The organism is Saprospiraceae bacterium (assembly GCA_016716185.1).
Lineage (GTDB): Bacteria > Bacteroidota > Bacteroidia > Chitinophagales > Saprospiraceae > Vicinibacter.
The window spans coordinates 2,659,389-2,677,444 of sequence record JADJWV010000002.1 but is presented as its reverse complement, the minus strand read 5'-3'; the positions used below and the strand labels follow the sequence as shown (position 1 = coordinate 2,677,444).

8 protein-coding genes are annotated in these 18,056 nt (G+C 40.5%); 7 read left to right on the top strand and 1 reads right to left on the bottom strand.

Annotated elements, in window-relative coordinates; genetic code table 11:
- Nucleotides 1–21: 21 nt before the first annotated feature.
- The 6 genes from IPM34_12190 (at nt 22) to IPM34_12165 (ending at nt 13,421) form a co-directional block, all read left to right on the top strand.
- Nucleotides 22–2,883, top strand: coding sequence for a GH92 family glycosyl hydrolase (locus tag IPM34_12190; protein ID MBK8956296.1), 2,862 nt, complete (start codon nt 22–24; stop codon nt 2,881–2,883).
- A complete protein-coding gene (locus IPM34_12185) occupies nt 2,883–3,854 on the top strand; it encodes a N(4)-(beta-N-acetylglucosaminyl)-L-asparaginase (GenBank protein ID MBK8956295.1) in 972 nt (323 codons plus the stop codon). Before IPM34_12190 ends, IPM34_12185 begins: the two co-directional genes overlap by 1 nt.
- A 351-nt stretch (nt 3,855–4,205) precedes the next feature.
- Nucleotides 4,206–4,865, top strand: coding sequence for a response regulator transcription factor (locus IPM34_12180; protein ID MBK8956294.1), 660 nt, complete (start codon nt 4,206–4,208; stop codon nt 4,863–4,865).
- A 94-nt stretch (nt 4,866–4,959) separates the two neighbouring features.
- Nucleotides 4,960–8,901, top strand: coding sequence for a hypothetical protein (locus IPM34_12175; protein MBK8956293.1), 3,942 nt, complete (start codon nt 4,960–4,962; stop codon nt 8,899–8,901).
- Between the two features lie 367 nt (nt 8,902–9,268).
- Nucleotides 9,269–12,397 (top strand): gliding motility-associated C-terminal domain-containing protein, encoded by a 3,129-nt coding sequence (locus IPM34_12170; protein MBK8956292.1) that lies wholly within the window; start codon nt 9,269–9,271, stop codon nt 12,395–12,397.
- 58 nt (nt 12,398–12,455) lie between these two features.
- Nucleotides 12,456–13,421: a type IX secretion system membrane protein PorP/SprF gene (locus IPM34_12165; GenBank protein MBK8956291.1), complete on the top strand. Its 966-nt coding sequence runs from the start codon at nt 12,456–12,458 to the stop codon at nt 13,419–13,421.
- 722 nt (nt 13,422–14,143) lie between these two features.
- On the opposite strand, the gene IPM34_12160 is transcribed toward IPM34_12165, so the two are convergent.
- Complete coding sequence (locus IPM34_12160) at nt 14,144–14,602, bottom strand: hypothetical protein (GenBank protein MBK8956290.1); 459 nt, start codon at nt 14,600–14,602, stop codon at nt 14,144–14,146.
- Between the two features lie 151 nt (nt 14,603–14,753).
- Here IPM34_12160 and IPM34_12155 point away from each other — a divergent pair, with 151 nt between their 5' ends.
- Nucleotides 14,754–18,041 carry a VCBS repeat-containing protein gene (locus tag IPM34_12155; protein MBK8956289.1) on the top strand — a complete coding sequence of 1,096 codons (3,288 nt, stop codon included), beginning with the start codon at nt 14,754–14,756 and terminating at the stop codon, nt 18,039–18,041.
- Nucleotides 18,042–18,056 lie beyond the last annotated feature (15 nt).

The window sequence follows — 18,056 nt, the reverse complement described above, 5'->3', positions numbered from 1 at the left end:
ATTAACTAAACTATTTTCTCATTGAAATCAAATGCTAAACTGAACTCAAAATTTCCTGCCGTTTTATTTCTATCTTTATTTTGTGTAATACTATTGCTGAATTCCTGCCAAAGAACTGGCTACAATACATTTGTCAATCCGTTCATTGGAACGGGAGGGCATGGACATACATTTCCCGGAGCCTGTTATCCTTTTGGGATGATGCAACTCAGTCCGGATACCCGGCTCGAAGGTTGGGACGGATGTTCCGGATATCACTATACGGACTCTTTGATTTATGGATTCAGCCATACACATCTTTCCGGTACCGGAGTTGCAGATTACTGCGATCTGTTGATCATGCCAGGACAAGGACTTATTCCGGAAGATATTTTTTCGAATTCAGTTTACAGATCAACATTTAAGAAGGAAAATGAATTTGCAAGTCCGGCCTATTACAAAGTCAAACTTGATAAATATTCCATTTGGGCTGAAATGACTGTTGGAAAGCGCACCGGGATGCACCGGTATACATATGAAGATCCTAAAAACCAATGGTTGATTCTGGATTTAAAACACAGGGATCCTTTGGTGTCTTCCGGAATTACCAATCTGAGTTCAACTGGAATTGAAGGATTCAGACAATCTTCATCCTGGGCAAAAAACCAGCATTTTTTTTTCAATATTCAATTTGATAAGAAAATTATTTCTTCTTTTTTTAATGCCGATTCGACTCAAATGTGTTTGGTCTTTGAAAATAACGGATCAAAGATTTTGCAGCTGCATGTCGCCATATCAGCCGTAGATGCAAACGGTGCTTCATTAAATCTGGAAGCCGATTGGGATCAATTCAATTTTGAAGAAATGATGAGATCCTCTGAAGATAAATGGAATGAACTTTTGTCTCGGATCGAAATCGAAGATAAGGGCCGGACTAAAAAGACAATTTTTTATACAGCATTATACCACAATCTCATTCATCCAAGTTTATTTCAGGATGCAGATGGAAGATTCAGGGGAATGGACCAGAATATTTATATCGCCGAAATCGATGATCATTTCACAGTGTTTTCTCTTTGGGATACATACCGCTCCACACATCCATTATATCAATTCATTTATCCGGATTACAATGCAAAATTTATCCGAACCTTTCTTAGACAATATCAGGCATCTCGACAATTACCCGTGTGGGAACTTGCGGGGAATGAAACCTGGTGTATGATAGGAAACCATGCAATTCCCGTGATCGCAAATGCATTTGCTCACAACGATTTTAATTTTGATACGCTACTGGCTAAAGAAGCCGTCAAAAATTCGTTGATGTTTGGGAATAATTCCGGACTGAAGTTTATGCACAAAGGTTTTATTGCGTCCAATGAAGAGTCTGAATCTGTATCCAAAACTATAGAAAATAGTCTGGACTTTGCAGCTGCTGAATTTATTCGTGCGGATGTAGACAGGTCTTTGTCGCCCTATGGTTACAGAAATTTATTTTGTCCGAAAACAGGTTTTTTTCAAGCCAAATTAAACCAGAAGTTTATTGCTGATTTTGATCCCAGAGAAGTGAATTTTCATTTCACTGAAGCCAATGCCTACCAATATTTATTTGGAGCGCATCACGATGTATCAGGCATGATGAATTTGATGGGAGGAAGTCATGTCATGCATAAGAAATTGGATGAAGTATTTACTTCCGAAAGTAAAATGACGGGAAGAGTTCAATCGGATATTACCGGATTGATTGGTCAGTATGCCCATGGAAATGAGCCCAGTCATCACTATGCATATTTGTATAATTATGTCGGGGCACCGGAAAAAGCACAGAGATATGTAAGCGCGATAAAGGAACAATTTTATAAAAATTCTCCTGACGGTTTGATTGGCAATGAGGATTGCGGTCAAATGTCTTCCTGGTATGTTTTTAGTGCACTTGGATTTTATCCTGTTCATCCTTTTCACGCCACTTACGATTTGGGAGTTCCTTCATTCCGCCATGCAACAATTAAAGTGCCTGGTAAAAAACCAATTCAGATTCAAAGTAACATTTCGGCAAAAAATAAATATGTTTCTGTTTTTAAAAAAAATGGGTCCTTTCCGGGTTACCGGTTTTCTTTAAGTGAAGGTGACGTGCTTGAATTTTCGTTAGCGAAGCGGGCCTTGAATGAAAAGCTTGCTGAATTTCCGAGTGAAGAACCCTTATACAGAATTGCCCCCTATATTTTGAAAGGGGATCAGGTGTTCAAAGATTCGAATCGAATTGAACTGGCTTCCGTGCAGAATTTAGATATGGTTTATAGTTTTGATACTACAAGGGGTCCTGTTTATGATTATAAACAGCCCATTGTGATTTATAAACCAACTACACTTTATTTTAAATTAAAACAAGAAGAATCCGGACGGAGTTGGCAAAAAGCTGACTTTTTTGTAAAACCTAATGGGATCAAACTGACTTTGACATCAACTTATGCAAATCAGTATGCAGCTACCGGACCAGACGCTCTGATTGATGGCGTCCATGGTAGTGAAGATTACCGGGATGGGTTTTGGCAGGGTTTTCAGGCGCAAGACCTGGTTGCAGAATTAGAGTTTGACGAGGTGCAAAACTCCGGAAACATTCAAATTCGTTTTCTGCAGGATCAAAAATCCTGGATCCTGCTGCCTTCAGAGGTAAGTATTGAATATTCTTTGGATGGAAAAAGTTATTCTGTTCCTTTCGTTGCAAAAACTGAAATTCCTTTGGATACGGAGCATTCTCTTACCAAAACGTACAATTTTAATCCCGGTCAGTCAATCAGATTCGCAAGGATAAAGGCCAAAAATGCCGGCCAAATGCCTTCCTGGCATCTGGGTGCGGGTGGTGATTCCTGGTTATTTTGTGACGAAATTAAATGGGTAAAATAATGTGGAACCGTAGAAATTTTCTCTCTGCCAGTTCGTTGCTTGGTTTCGGAGCAGCTGAATTTTGGGGAGGTATAGCCCAGGAATTGGAATTTGCATCAAAAAAATCCAGGAAGCCTCTGATCATTGCCACCTGGAATAACAAAAATGCAGTATCTGAGGCCTGGAATGAGCTAAGCATAGGTAAGTCGGCACTTGATGCCGTCGAGGCGGGAGCCCGGGTACCGGAGTCCGACCCGGAAGATACTTCAGTGGGTTATGGAGGATTTCCGGATCGGGAAGGCAAGGTTACCCTGGATGCCTGTATTATGGACTCAAAAGGCAATGCTGGTTCTGTAGTCTTTTTAGAGGACATCAAACATCCAGTTTCTGTGGCAAGGAGGGTCATGGAGCAGACTCCCCATGTCATCCTTGCAGGGCTTGGAGCCAGTCAATTTGCACAGGAGCAAGGATTTATAACTGAGAATTTATTGACCGACAAAGCACGGAAAGCCTACGATAACTGGAAGGTGAAATCCAAATACAGCCCGGTTATCAATAGCGAGCGCCACGATACCATTGGAATTCTTGGATTGGATCAAAGCGGTGATTTATCGGGAGCCTGTTCGACCAGCGGACTGGCTTTTAAAATGCGGGGTAGGGTTGGTGATTCCCCGATCATCGGTGCAGGCTTGTATGTCGATAATGAAATTGGAGCAGCTACCGCGACGGGATTGGGGGAGGCAGTCCTGAAAAAAGTTGGGGCATTCTCTATTGTTGAAATGATGAGGCAAGGGATGCATCCCCAAAAGGCCTGCAAAGAAGCCATCAAAAGGCTTATGTCCATCAATTCAACCGAACCTTTCCAGGTTGGCTATATAGCTATGAATAAAAAAGGCGAAATCGGTGCTTTTTCACTTTTGCCCGGTTTCCAGGCATCCATATTCAGCAAAAAAGGGTTTGAACTTTTGAATGCCGAATCCCTTTTGTCGTAGATCATCAATGTATGGGTCGATGCTTCGTATTCCAATAAATTACTGATTATCAATTACTTGGCCCTTTATTGATCTTTCTTTTAAAGCCAGAAATGAGAAGCAATATCAGTCTTATAGCCCGGTTATACTTCCAAACCAGGTTCTTCTCATGAACACATAAAATATTTTTATCATTTATTTTATATTAATATTAACTATTTATATTATGTATAAATGGTTGATAATCTTATTTATAAATTAAATTTAGTACAACATAGCCGAAATCCTATTCGCTTGTAGTGCCCCGCTCCGGGTCTTTTGGCACTTATTTTGCTTATTTATAATATGTTCAAAAAAACCGGGACTTAATTCATGGATGCGATCCGATATGTAGTGGCAGATGATCATCAGCTTTTCTTAAAAGGGTTCAGATTGCTGCTCGATCAGATCGAAAGTCGGCTTTCTCTTTCCTGCGCTGGCGAAGCAGGAAACATTACAGAAACCCTCCGGCTCCTCAATCCTGAATCCGTAGATCTCCTTTTTTTGGACCTGAATCTGGCAGATGCTGATGCCGGACAAATGATACCAAAATTCAAAGAACTCCATCCGCAACTCAGGATCCTGTGTATTAGTATGTATACGGATGCCAAAATTGCGAGAGATGTCCTCAAAAAAGGGGCCGATGGGTTCCTTTCAAAAAATGCAGACCTGGCAGAATTGGAAAAAGCCATTGAAACAGTGATGGAGGGTGAGATTTTTACAGGAAGGGATATCAAACTAACAGATGTTAACCGGAAAAATCTTCAATCCAAATTAACGGTCAATCGCTTTAATGCTTCTCAACATCTGACAAAAAGAGAAAAAGAAATTCTCGAGTTGGTAGCTAAAGGGAAATCCAATAAAGACATAGCTGCATTGCTATTTATAAGCAAAGACACCGTAAGTGCACACAGAAAAAGTCTGATGCGAAAAATGAACGTCAGAAATGCATCCGGACTGATCAAAGTAGCTTACGAATATAATTTGCTTTAACAAAATTGAAAACTTGGGGCCTTTGGGTCCATTGTTGAGTATAATATTTATTAATAACAAACTGATTTACTTCAATCCTTTAAACCGAATTAAAATGAGAAAGGAAACATTTACAATCCTGTTACCCATTAAACCAGCCCTGCGATGGATGCTGTCCATCTGCATGATGTGTTTTCTACATGTTCAGGAAAATTTAGCACAGTGCCCTTTGGCTTGCGACGACCTGGTACAGGTCTCCGTCGATGGGAGCTGTCAGGCAATCATTACTCCGGATATGATCCTCGAGGATCCCGGTGTTGGTTGCAATTATACTGTTGTGGTTTTTGGAACCAATGGTGTTCCAATACCCAACGCAACAGTAACCTCCATCCACATTGGAAAAACACTTACGGTAGCAGTCTACCTGGGTAATAATTCTTGTTGGGGTTCCATTTATGTAGAAGATAAATTTCCACCGGTCATTCGCTGTCCGGAACCGGATACCGTTTTCTGCAACCAGAAGAATTACATTCTCGAAAATCCTTTGGTTATGGACAACTGTTCCGACACAACCCGTCACGTGATTTCCGACGTAATCATTAAATTTGATTGCGACTCTACTCCGGATGTCATTGGTAAACGCGTAATCACTTATTACTATACCGACAGAAGTGGTAACCGTTCGGATACTTGTGAACAATGTGTTTATTTTCGGAAAATTGATCCACTGCTTGACTTAAAATGGCCAAGAGATACGATTTTTGATTGCCTGGATCTGGATACCGTCCCTCCTCCTGCCGTTACTGGTGTTCCAACGGTTGCAGGAGAACCCATTTATCCGGATTGGAGTGTTTGCAAAATTGCAGTCTCTTATGAAGATCAGATCCTGCCGGTTTGTCCAAAAACGTTTAAAATCTTAAGAAAATGGACTTACGTCGATTGGTGCCAACCCAGCGGACAAAATGTGTTCACGCATTATCAGGTGATCAAAATCGTCGATGAGCGCGGACCCATTGTAGCTTGTGCACTAAACATCACCATAAGTACGGATGTTTGGAAATGTTCTGGAACAGCCTTACTCGCTCCTCCAACTGTTATTGAGGAATGTAGCAGGACTACTGTAAAGGTGGGTTATAAAATTGCATCGCAGAATGGTTCACCTACATATGAGGGTACTTCCAATGCGAATGTGACTAAATTGCCAAATGGACTTTATAGTATTTCCGATCTTCCATTAGGTTTAAACTGGGTCATTTTTCAGGTAACTGACGAGTGTGGAAATTATACCGATTGCGCAACAGAAGTTTATGTCGAAGATAAAATTCCACCGATCGCTGTTTGCGATCAAAAAACAGTGGTTACACTCACCATCGATGGAACGGCAAAAGTGGAAGCATTAACGTTCGATGACCGTTCCCACGACAATTGTGGTGTGCTTAGATATGAAGTTAAACGTATGGATGACGGGGTGCCTTGCAATACTCCCAATGGCGATCAGTGGGGACCTTACGTACATTTTTGTTGTGCCGATATTGGAAAGACCCTGATGGTTGGCTTCAGAGTTTGGGATGTTCATGGAAATTCAAATACATGTATGGTTGAAATCGAAGTTCAGGATAAACTGGCTCCCTTCATTTATTGTCCTCCGGATATAACAGTATCATGTGAATTCGATTATGCCGACCTTTCAGTTTTTGGAACCGTTAGAAATAATCCCGCCGACCGGAAAGCAATTGATATAAAAGATGCTCATTTGGATTACTCTGCACCTCTTATCGATGGTTACGCCTATGATGGTTGTGGAGTTGAGGTTACAGAAACGGTCACAACAGACTTAAAATGCGGACAAGGCTACATCTACAGAAAATTTGAAGCAAAAGATCCGGGAGGTTTGGTTTCTACATGTACGCAAAGAATCAGGATCATCGATTTTACTGCGGACAACGTTACTGTGAAATGGCCGTTGGATTATTTAAGTAATTCCGACTGCCTGAGCAAACCACAATTAACTCCCGACATTACAGGAAAGCCATGGGTTTATGGCGCAGATAAATGCGCAAATGTGGTAGTTACCTACGATGATTTGGTATTTACTCTGGATCCCGACGCTTGCCTTAAAATATTGAGAAAATGGATCGTCATCGATTGGTGCGTCTGGAATCCGAATAGTCAAGGTTCTCCGGGATATTGGACCTGGACCCAGGTTATAAAAATTACCAATACGGTGCCTCCAACGTTTATTACGAGCTGCAATAACCGCACGATAGATGTTTTTGGACCAGGTTGTCAGGGAGCATTGGATATCGCTGCCGCAGCAACAGATGATTGCACAGACTCTTCAGATCTGGTTTGGCATCACCACATCGATTTGTTTAATGATGGTGTTTACGACAGTGCATTTGTCGGCCCTGGAAAAGTTGCATCGGGTATTTATCCGGTCGGAGTCCATAAAGTTACGTTCACTGTATGGGATGCTTGCAACAATAAATCTACCTGTACTTATCTCCTGACCGTGCGCGATGGTAAAAAACCAACACCATATTGTATCGGCCATATCGTTACAACGGTCATGCCGAGCACACAAAGTGTAGAGATCTGGGCAAAAGACTTCAATATCAACAGCGAAGATAATTGTACACCTAAAGACAGCTTGAAGTATTACTTCCTGATCAACGGTAGATTTGAGCCTTCCATGTTGTTTACCTGCTCTAATATTGGCATCAATATCGTTAGGGTATATGTCGTCGATCAGGCTGGTAATTCGGATTATTGCGAAGTACAACTCGATGTTCAGGATCCAAACAAAGTTTGTCCTACAGGTTTAACCATCCAGGGTAAAATTACCACGATCACCGACAGTCCGGTAGATGGGGTTTCTGCCATCTGGGAACGACCAAGTCCCGCGGGTACCAATACCACCTACACAGATAAAAACGGCTTGTTTACATTCAACTACATCACTCCGGGAATGAATTACAACATCCGTGCTGAAAAAACCAATGGAAATTATGTGAATGGTGTCAGTACATACGATATCGTATTGATCCAAAAACACATTCTCGGAATCCAGACTTTTGATTCGCCTTACAAATATCTGGCAGCCGATGTCAATGCAAGTTGTTCGGTAACTGCTGCCGATATTTCTGAGATCAGAAGATTGATATTGGGGATTACCAATAAATTTGAAAAATCGCCCAACTGGAGATTTGTGCCGGTAAACTCAGCCGTTCCGAGTCCGATGGATCCATGTGGTTTCAAGTCGGTCATCAATTACAACCTGATCAACAGAAACCAGTTGACTGCTGATTTTTATGGATTGAAAATGGGGGATATCAATATCGATGTCGATGCCAGCAATGTTCAGCAATCAACCGTACGTACAGCTAACAAACGATTGTTAGTACTCGATGATAAAGCATTGGAAGCTGGAAAAGAATACCGGATTCCGGTGTATATAAGTCATGCCACACAAATAGAAGGAATGCAGTTGTCCATGATTGCCGACGGTCGTAAAATCGAATGGCTCGCTTTGGAGCCGGGTAAAATCAAACTTACGGATGACGATTATAAAATAGAACAAAATGAAGTCCGATTGGCTCTGGGGCACCAAACTTCTTACCAGCTCGGAGCGAATGAGATTGCTTTTTACCTCGTTGTAAAACCTAAAGTGGCGATAGAAAAAACCAACTGGCTTTCCATTTCGAAAACTTTGGTTCCGGAATGTTACAATGAACAGCTGGAAATCATGAACATGGAGTTGAAAATACGAAATGAAATTTCAACTGAATTTGCCAGTGGATCGGTATTGTATCAAAACCAACCGAATCCATTCAAAGAGACCACCACGGTTAGCTTTGACCTGTCAAAAAATCAGGAAGTTGAATTCATTGCCTATGAACTTGATGGAAAAGTGATTTATAAATCCCGCAAATTCTATCAGGCAGGTCGTCATGAACTGGTGTTGAAATCAAGTGAATTAAATACCTACGGTGTCTTCTTCTTGCAGATGAATACCGTGGATTTTACCGATACAAAACGATTAATTCTTATCAGATGATAAGGATTGAGTAAATGCAGTGTTATTGCCTGATCATGGTGACATGGTCAGGCTTTCTTATTGCACATGGAAGTTATCTTGAATTTCAGCTGAAGCGTTTGGCCCAATTCTATCGTTATTTTCTAAGGATTATGGACTAAACTTAGGCTTTTTACTTAGATTTGCCAGAGTAACACCTATTTCAGTACTTTCAATCTAAGCAATTTCAAGCTCAATTCTCGGATATAGACCTGTAAAAAGGGGTTTATAGCTGTTTTTGGATGCTTGTATTATAAAAAATACTTATATTCATTATAAAGATTATTAAAGGTATATTAATTTTGTAAGTGGATTGGAGTCCATATGATTTACCCAAATCCAGTAAACTATGAAAAATTACATTTTTGTCTTATCCAGTTTTTTTCTTTGTGGGAACCTCACGTCTCAGGTACAACTGACCATCGCGACCGTATCCGGTAACAAGAACGATACAGTCCAGGTTCCGGTGACGGTAACTGGTTTCAATAATATATTGGCAACCCAGTATTCATTCAGTTACGACTCCAATGTACTGGCTATTGTAGACGTTATCAAAACGGCTAATTACGATGTCAATTTTTCGACTCATGTCGGAAGTGCCAGCGTAAAAAACGGCCAAATTGGGTTTACCTGGGATGCTCCGGGAGGAACCGGAAAAAATATCAACAATGGCGCCACTTTGTTTACCTTGAGATTCAAACTCATAGGTAAGGAATGCGATTCGTCTTTTGTGCAACTGACCAGCAAACCAACCTCAATAGAAGTACTGGATGGCAACTTTGAAAATGTCAATTTAACTGCCAACACAGGCAAAGTCAAAATCAACGGCCCGGGTTGCCAGGGAGGTGGACCTCCTCCGGATACCAGTGGCCTACAAATCATAGCCGCCACAGAAACGACTCCGGCCGGAGTCGTGAAATGCATAAAGGTTACCACCAAAAACTTTAAGCTGATCCAAACCGGACAATTTACCATGCATTGGAATACTGCTGTTGCAGTCTTCGATACCTTGAATTCAGCGGCCTGGTCTTTGTCGTGGGGGCAAAATTATGCGGCCTTGCCAGACAGAAGTGGTGTACAGATCAATTGGGATGCAGGCAGGGATCCACTTACACTTGCAGATAATACTACACTTTTTGAAGTTTGTCTGAGACCTGTCGGAGCTGCAGGTTCCATGACTGATATCACTTTCGATGGAACCCCTGTCGTTGTTGAATTTACGAATGGAAATGGCGATGTGGTTCCAGTTAAATTTACATCGGGAAAACTCACCATTACAGCTGCACCGGCAAAAACCCTGAATCTCTATGTTAGGGATACTACGGTGGAGGCGTGTGGTGAATTTTGTATTCCGATCAGAGTAGATGGATTTAAATGTGTACAGAATTTTCAATTCAGTATGAAATTCGACAATACTAAATTGAAATTTAACCGGATTAGCAGCATAAATCTACCCAATTTAGGTTCCAATAATTTCAATGTGGTTAAAGATTCTATCAGGGTGACCTGGGATTCCCAAACCGGCCCGCAAGATCTTGCCAACGGGGCTTCTATGTTCTCGGTATGTTTCGAATCTTTACTGGTGTCCCCACCAGATTGCCCTTTTGATACAAAAATTCAATTTACAGACCTCTTGGGAAGCCCGCTAGAATTCTCAGATTGCGTCAGCGATAATTTTGCGGTGATCAAAGGAGAACCAGAACTTACAGTAACCTGCTGTCCGGTAATAACACCGGTCACCATCACTCTGGGCACTAAAACCAATGCCAGGTGTTTTGGCGATTGCAACGGTAGTGTCACTGGAACACAGATTGCAGGAGGTAAAGGACCATTCAGATATGAATGGCAGTTGCAACCATCCCAAATCGTAATATCTACGGTGCTTTCTCCAAACGACTTGTGTCCCGGGGACTACAGACTGGTTGTGATCGATGAAGGGAATGGAAATGCAAGGACTACATCTACGGTTGTAACGATAACTCAACCCGATGAATTGAAATGTACTGCAGTCATTACACATGTGCAGACAGTAAACGATGGAAAAATAGATCTCACTGTAATGGGTGGAACTGGACCTTATACTTTCCTGTATGTAAGATTGCCAAACAGGACCAATCCAAAAACGGAAGAGGATCCAATGAATCTTTCTGCAGGGAATTGGGAATTAACCCTGAAAGATGCCAACGGTTGTACTAAAATCGATACCTTCACGATTAACCCACCACCTATTAAGGTCGTTAGTATAGTTTATTTGGATTCTGTTCGTTGTTTTGGTGATTGTAAAGCAAGACTCAATGTCAGTGCCTCGGGGGGAAGTACCCCATATCAACTGGCCCAATGGAGTAATGGCGACCGTGGAAATATAGCCGATTCATTGTGTGCAGGAACCTATACCGTCACAGTTACCGATGCCGGTGGAAATACAGCAACCGGCTCATTTACGGTAACAGAACCGGATGAAATCGTCATTACGCTGGATAGCACCAAGCGGTCCTCGGGTTCAGATGGCGCCATCTATACTACAGGAAAAGGAGGCACCCCGTCATTTACCTATCAATGGAGAAATGCCAACGGACAAGTGATCAGTAATACAGAAGACCTCATAAATTGTGCTCCTGGTACCTACGTATTCTGCATTACCGACCGCAATAGTTGCATCAAATGCGACACTTTTATATGCGATGCGATCAATACGACCCCACCAACGATTACTGTAAATTTAAAAATTGACCCTAAATTGGGCAATCAACCCGTAAGTTGTCGAGGTCTCTGCGATGGCAAAATCTTTGTGGAGGTCACCTCTACCGACCCCAAATTGCCTTATAAGTACAAATGGTCTCACGATTCAACACTGAATTCCAATACGGCAACCAATTTATGTCCCAATATCAGTTACAGAGTTACCGTAACAGATGCTGCAGGGAATACTAAAATTTCGAGTTCATTACTGTTGCCTGACGCTCCTGCTATCGATCTCACGGTTAGAAAACTGGCGTGTGCCAGCACCAATATTGATAACAACGGTCGTTATGAAGCTCTGTTATCCGGAGCCACGGCACCCATTACCTATTCCTGGTGTAATGGTAATTCGGCAGTTATAGCCAATGATTTGCCTTCGGGAAATTGCACCCTGTCGATTACCGACGCAAATGGTTGCACCGCTTCAGAGGAATTTACCGTGTGTGTGGGTATGATCGATAACGAATGTTACAAATCCAGATTGGTCATTTCTCCGAATGGAGATGGGTTTAATGAATTTTTTGAAATTAATTGCGTCCAGAATTTTGAAAATACCCTCACCATTTACGATCGATGGGGGAATCAGGTCTTTGCTGCCGTCAATTATCTGAATACCTGGGACGGAAAAGACGACGATGGAAACACGCTTACGGAAGGTACCTATATGTGGATCCTGAAAGTCCTGGAGCCCGGAAAAAATGATCAGTATTTCAAAGGAACTGTGACAATTGTTAGATAAAATATTGTATAATAATATTTTAAACATTATGAAAAAATCAAATATAAATTGGCTGATTTTGTTGATGATAATGATGGGGAGTTGGTCTCTGTCTGCTCAGGATTATGCCACGGCATTAAAAGCTCAAACGGTTTACAACCATTATCATTTGAATCTCTTTTTGTTGAATCCGGCTGCTACGGGTATTTCCGGACAAAGCCAATTGTTATTCAATTTCAGAAATCAATGGTCCGGATTTGACGGAGCTCCTAAAGTATTAACTCTGGGAATCGACGGGAGTGCTGCAACAAATATGGGTCTGGGGGCCTTGGTTTACAATGAAAATTTTGGAGTGGCCAATCGATTTCTGGGCCAATTGAACTATGCTTATCATTTTAATGCCAATCAGGATATGAAAATGTCATTGGGCTTATCAGGGGCATATATTCAATATAATCTCGATAATGAGGCCATTACGGATCCTTTACACCAAAATCCAGATCCGGTAGTCAACAGAGCAGTAAACGGCGAAAAATATTTTGCAGCTGATTTTGGTTTTTATTCGGAAATTAAAGGCAAATACCGCATTGGGATCAGTATCCCTCATATCGTTCAAACCAAACTCGACGATGCCAATATTGCAACCAACCAGCCCGAAGAAGATAAGCCTGTAAGCTTTACAGCGTTTTTAGGAGGTATTTGGAAAATGCCGGAATACAGACTGGTGCTTGAACCTTCACTGGGCCTGAGAAAAATTTCAGACGCCCCATTTGCAACGGATCTCAACATCCTTGCAAAGTTGATGGAAGATAGATTGGTGGCAGGATTTACCTACAGTTTTAATCCATCCTGGCATCGCATTGCCATGCTCGCTGGCATTAAATTGGATCGCCTGGGAATTTATTACTCTTACGATCAATCCTACCTTGAGTTTCAGAACTTCAACAACGGTTCTCACGAGTTGACCCTGACATTCGGTTTGAGCAAAAAAACAGAGGCAAAACCAGCCGAAATAAAGATGGAAGAACCCATGATGCCTAAATAGCATGAAAGGCCTGAATCTATGCTAATTTTTCTCTTCAACATCTGATAACGCTATTTTAGTAAAATTGGGTTGCCAAGATTTTATGGCGTTTCTATTAGCCCTTGTTTTTTTGTTGTTCAAATTTTATTCAACAACATCTTGTACAATCTTGACTCATGATGCAACATCTTTAAACTTCTGGTTGAATTAGTTATTTGAGTCACTGATCAATAAGTCGCGGGCATTTTAAGTTGAATTAAGCCTTTCATGAACTCCATATTCAGTTTTCTTTTGGTTTTTGCAACGAAAAATGCTTACGCCTGAAAGTTGAAACCAATCATAGTATTACAGTTCTCATTCATAAAAAATTCAATTGTTCTTTGAATTGATTATCCCTTTCCTATTCTAACTTATGCAATTGCATAATGTTATTTATTATGAAGAATGCAGCAATACCGGCAATCCGGTAGATAACTTCAATTTAATTTTTAAATATTTTTGTACTTAAGATTGTTTGAAGAAAAATGTTTATTTATGAACTAAATATCGGAAGGAATCGTGTGGTTTTGAAGATGATGACAATAAAATTGTCATTTATTGATCTCAGACACAGGAATTTATATTCAAATGAAAAGATAAACAGACAGTTGGAAAGAACTCCGGGCAACTAAAATCGCATGAGGAGGTCAAGCCATTTTTAGTTTAGTAGGAATAATAAAACATCAGAAATGAAAACTGGATTATTATTTTACTTCTTCATATTTTACTTGAGGAGTTGGTGTTGAAACAATTCTGACTTTCATAATCATTGTTTTAATTTCGTCAGTAATTTTATATACAACCCCTTCTACAGGTTTACCACTTTCATCGGTATAAATTTGCATGAAAAGTTGGTTGTTTGAATTGTCCATTGCAGCCCAACTAAAATCATTTCCTTGCTCATCTTTTAATGGAAAATCTTTTTTTAACTGACCAGTTGTACCCAACTTGTACATATCCAGTAAGTTCATTTTTTTTAAACCTTTGGGTTCGTAATATCCTTCCGGAGTCGGAACCACAAGAGGATCTTCGAATTTATTATTATCGTTTTGGCCATCGACTTCTTTTTCTTTAACAGAATTAACTGTACCCGAATCTTTGCATGAAATCATCATAGAAAGAAGACAAACAGTAAATAGACTTGAAAAGAACCTGATCATCATAAATTTTTATTTAAAGAGGCACAAAATTATCTTGATTTTAAAAATTATTACTCAATTATTTGTTAATTGAAGATATACGCTTTGTTTTTCCATAAATTTGCAGCAAACAACTCGTTGAATGATCCAATATATTACACGCTGTTCAGCTGGAATGTTATTTTTAATTTTTGCATGTTCCAAGCCTAGCTCAGATGAATTCAAAGGGCAGCTATTTCGTAGTATAGCACCCGAAGAATCCGGCATACATTTCAACAACAGAATCGTTGAAACCCCCACAGAGCATATTTATACATTTAACTACATTTACAATGGTGCCGGCGTGGCTATAGCGGATTTTGATAATGATGGTTTGCAGGATATTTATTTTACAGGAAACCAGGTACCGGATCGGCTTTACAAAAATCTTGGAAATTTCAAATTTGAAGACGTCTCCGATAAAGCAGGTATAAGCAAATTGGATGGATGGCGAAGTGGTGTTTCCACAGCGGATATCAATAATGACGGGTATATGGACCTCTATATCTGCAGAGGAGGCTTTGAGAATATCCCAGAAAAGAATAAAAATATTTTACTGATCAACCAAAAAAACATGACTTTTTTGGACGAAGCAGAAAAATACGGAGTTGCAGATCCGGGTTATTCCATAACATCTACTTTTTTTGATTATGATTTTGACGGAGACCTGGACTTATTTGTGTCTAACCGGCCGGAAAGATGGGGTGTCAGGGAAGATTCCATCGTAAAAGTTAAAGCCTTAATGGAGAAAGGTGAATTTGATCCGAACAGCACGCATAAATTATTTCGGAATAACGGAAATGCCAGCTTTACGGATGTCAGTAAGGCAGCAGGTTTATATCCTAGTTACAGTTATGGCTTGGCAGCTGTAGCCGGAGATTTAAATAAGGATGGAACCCAAGACCTTTATGTAGCCAATGACTTTATTGAAAACGATTATCTTTTTATAAATTATGGGGATGGTACGTTTAAAGAAAGCGTAAAAGCGCTCACCAATCACGTACCGTATTACTCGATGGGAGTTGATTTTGGAGATCTCAACAACGATGGAGATGAAGAGATTCTGGTCGTTGAAATGAGGCCTGAAGATTATCGAAGATCAAAAACCACCATGCCGGCAATGCAACCGGAATATTTTGAACAATTAAAAAGAATGGGTTTTCAGGATCAATACATGCATAATGTGTTGCAATACAATCATGGCAATGGATTTTTTACCGATATTTCCCAATTGTCGGGAGTGGATAAGACAGATTGGTCCTGGGCTGCTTTATTGAGTGACCTGGATAATGACGGCTTCAAGGATATGCTTATAACCAATGGGTATCGAAGGGATGTTTACGACAGAGATACAAATGAGAAAATGAGAGAATTTCTCAAAGAAAAAAATAATATTGTAGACAGCGTTGATCAGGTTCTGGACATTTTGCCTTCTGTCAAACTCGTCAATTACATTTATCGAAATGAAAAGAATCTCCAATTTAAGAAGATGATGAAAGAATGGGGATTCAATGAAACCAGTTTTTCAAATGGAGCAGCTTTAGGTGATTTGGATAATGATGGGGATTTAGACTTTGTTGTAAATAATATCGATGATCCAGCTTTTGTTTATCAAAATAATGTAAACTCAAGTCAGAATTATCTGCGCGTTGCATGTAAAGGTCAGCCCCATAACCAGTATGGTATTGGAGCCAAAGTGACCTTATTCTATGGAAACCAAATGCAATACGTTCAATTGAAGACTTCCCGGGGCTACCTTTCTTCATGTGAACCGATTGCCCATTTTGGCCTTGCAAACACTGACAAAATAGACCGGGTGGAAATTGATTGGCCGGATTTCAAAAAATTGACACTAACAAATGTTAGTGTCAACCAGCTGATTACCGCTGATTATTCGAGGGCAAATCAGCAGTCAAATTTTCAGGCAAGTTATAAGCCTGTATTTGCTGAACATACAGAAGCAAGTATTCTGCCTATGTACTATCACCAGGAGAATCCGTTCGACGATTATAAATACCAAATATTGCTTCCACATCAGCTAAGCCGGATTGGACCCTTTATTTCAGTTGCAGATGTAAATCGCGATGGCAAAGAGGATTTTTATATCGGTGCCCCGCATTTTAAAGCCGCTCAACTTTACCTTCAGACAGATTCTGCAACTTTTCGCATGAAGAAAGTTCCTGTATTCGAAAAAGACCGGGATTACGAAGATATGCAGAGCGTTTTTTTCGATGCAGACAACGACGGAGATGACGATCTGTATGTTGTTTCCGGTGGAACAGAAATGGATGAATCCCTCCCAATTTATCAGGATAGATTATACAAGAATGATGGTCAGGGGAACTTTACAAAAGACTTGTCCAATTTACCTAAAATACGTTCCAGCGGATCCTGTATTGCAGTCATTGATTTTGATGGTGATGGTGACTTGGACCTGTTCCGGGGAGGAAGAACCATTCCGGAGAAATATCCTTATCCACCTAAATCTTATCTTTTGCAAAATGATGGGAACGGTGTATTTTCGGATGTCACCGATGCTATTGCACCTCAATTGAGAAGCGTAGGAATGGTTACTTCAGCAATTTGGACTCAACTCACGGGTGATGCCTTTCCAGAGCTTGTTGTTGTGGGTGAATGGATGCCCATTACAATTTTTGAAAACCAAGGTGGCAAGTTGGTTCTTGCTGAACAAAGCAAATATGGACTGGAACATACAGAAGGCTGGTGGAACAGGATTGTATCTGCAGATGCCGACCGTGATGGAGACATGGATTTTATCGTTGGAAATCTTGGAACGAATTATAAATTTCACGCTCGTAAAGACAAACCTTTTATGGTCTACTGTGATGATTATGATCAGAATGGTACTTTTGATATTGTTCTGGCAAAATACAACGGCAAAGACCTCGTTCCTGTACGTGGAAGGCAGTGTTCGTCAGAGCAAGTACCTTCCATTGCACAAAAATTTCCGAATTATAATTCCTTTGCAGAAGCAAGCTTGAAGGATATTTACGGGGAAGGCTTAGACAAAGGACTGGCATATAAAGCCCATTTATTTGAAAGTGTTTTGTTAATCAACGAAGGTGGAAAATTTACAGTGACGCCGCTCCCCGCAGAATGCCAGTTTAGCACCATCCAGGGAATTTTGGTAGAAGACTTTGATGCTGATGGGGTACAGGATGTTGTTGTTGCTGGAAACATGTTTAATGCTGAAATAGAAACTACCCGGGCGGACGCATCCGTTGGTGTTTTTTACAAAGGTGGAAAAACCAAGCTACTTGAAAAATATATGAAACCGAATGAATCCGGTTTCTTTATGCCTCATGATGTAAAAGATATTAAAGTGATCAACGTTCAATCGAAGCCTTGCATTCTTGTTGGCATTAATAATAATGCATTGTATTTTTTTCGGAATATAAGATAATCAATTAAGGGATCG

Coding starts and splice junctions, on each gene's coding strand:
- IPM34_12185 (MBK8956295.1), top strand. CDS start 2,883: ATGTGGAACCGTAGAAATTTTCTCTCTGCCAGTTCGTTGCTTGGTTTC.
- IPM34_12180 (MBK8956294.1), top strand. CDS start 4,206: ATGGATGCGATCCGATATGTAGTGGCAGATGATCATCAGCTTTTCTTA.
- IPM34_12175 (MBK8956293.1), top strand. CDS start 4,960: ATGAGAAAGGAAACATTTACAATCCTGTTACCCATTAAACCAGCCCTG.
- IPM34_12170 (MBK8956292.1), top strand. CDS start 9,269: ATGAAAAATTACATTTTTGTCTTATCCAGTTTTTTTCTTTGTGGGAAC.
- IPM34_12160 (MBK8956290.1), bottom strand. CDS start 14,602: ATGATGATCAGGTTCTTTTCAAGTCTATTTACTGTTTGTCTTCTTTCT.
- IPM34_12155 (MBK8956289.1), top strand. CDS start 14,754: ATGTTATTTTTAATTTTTGCATGTTCCAAGCCTAGCTCAGATGAATTC.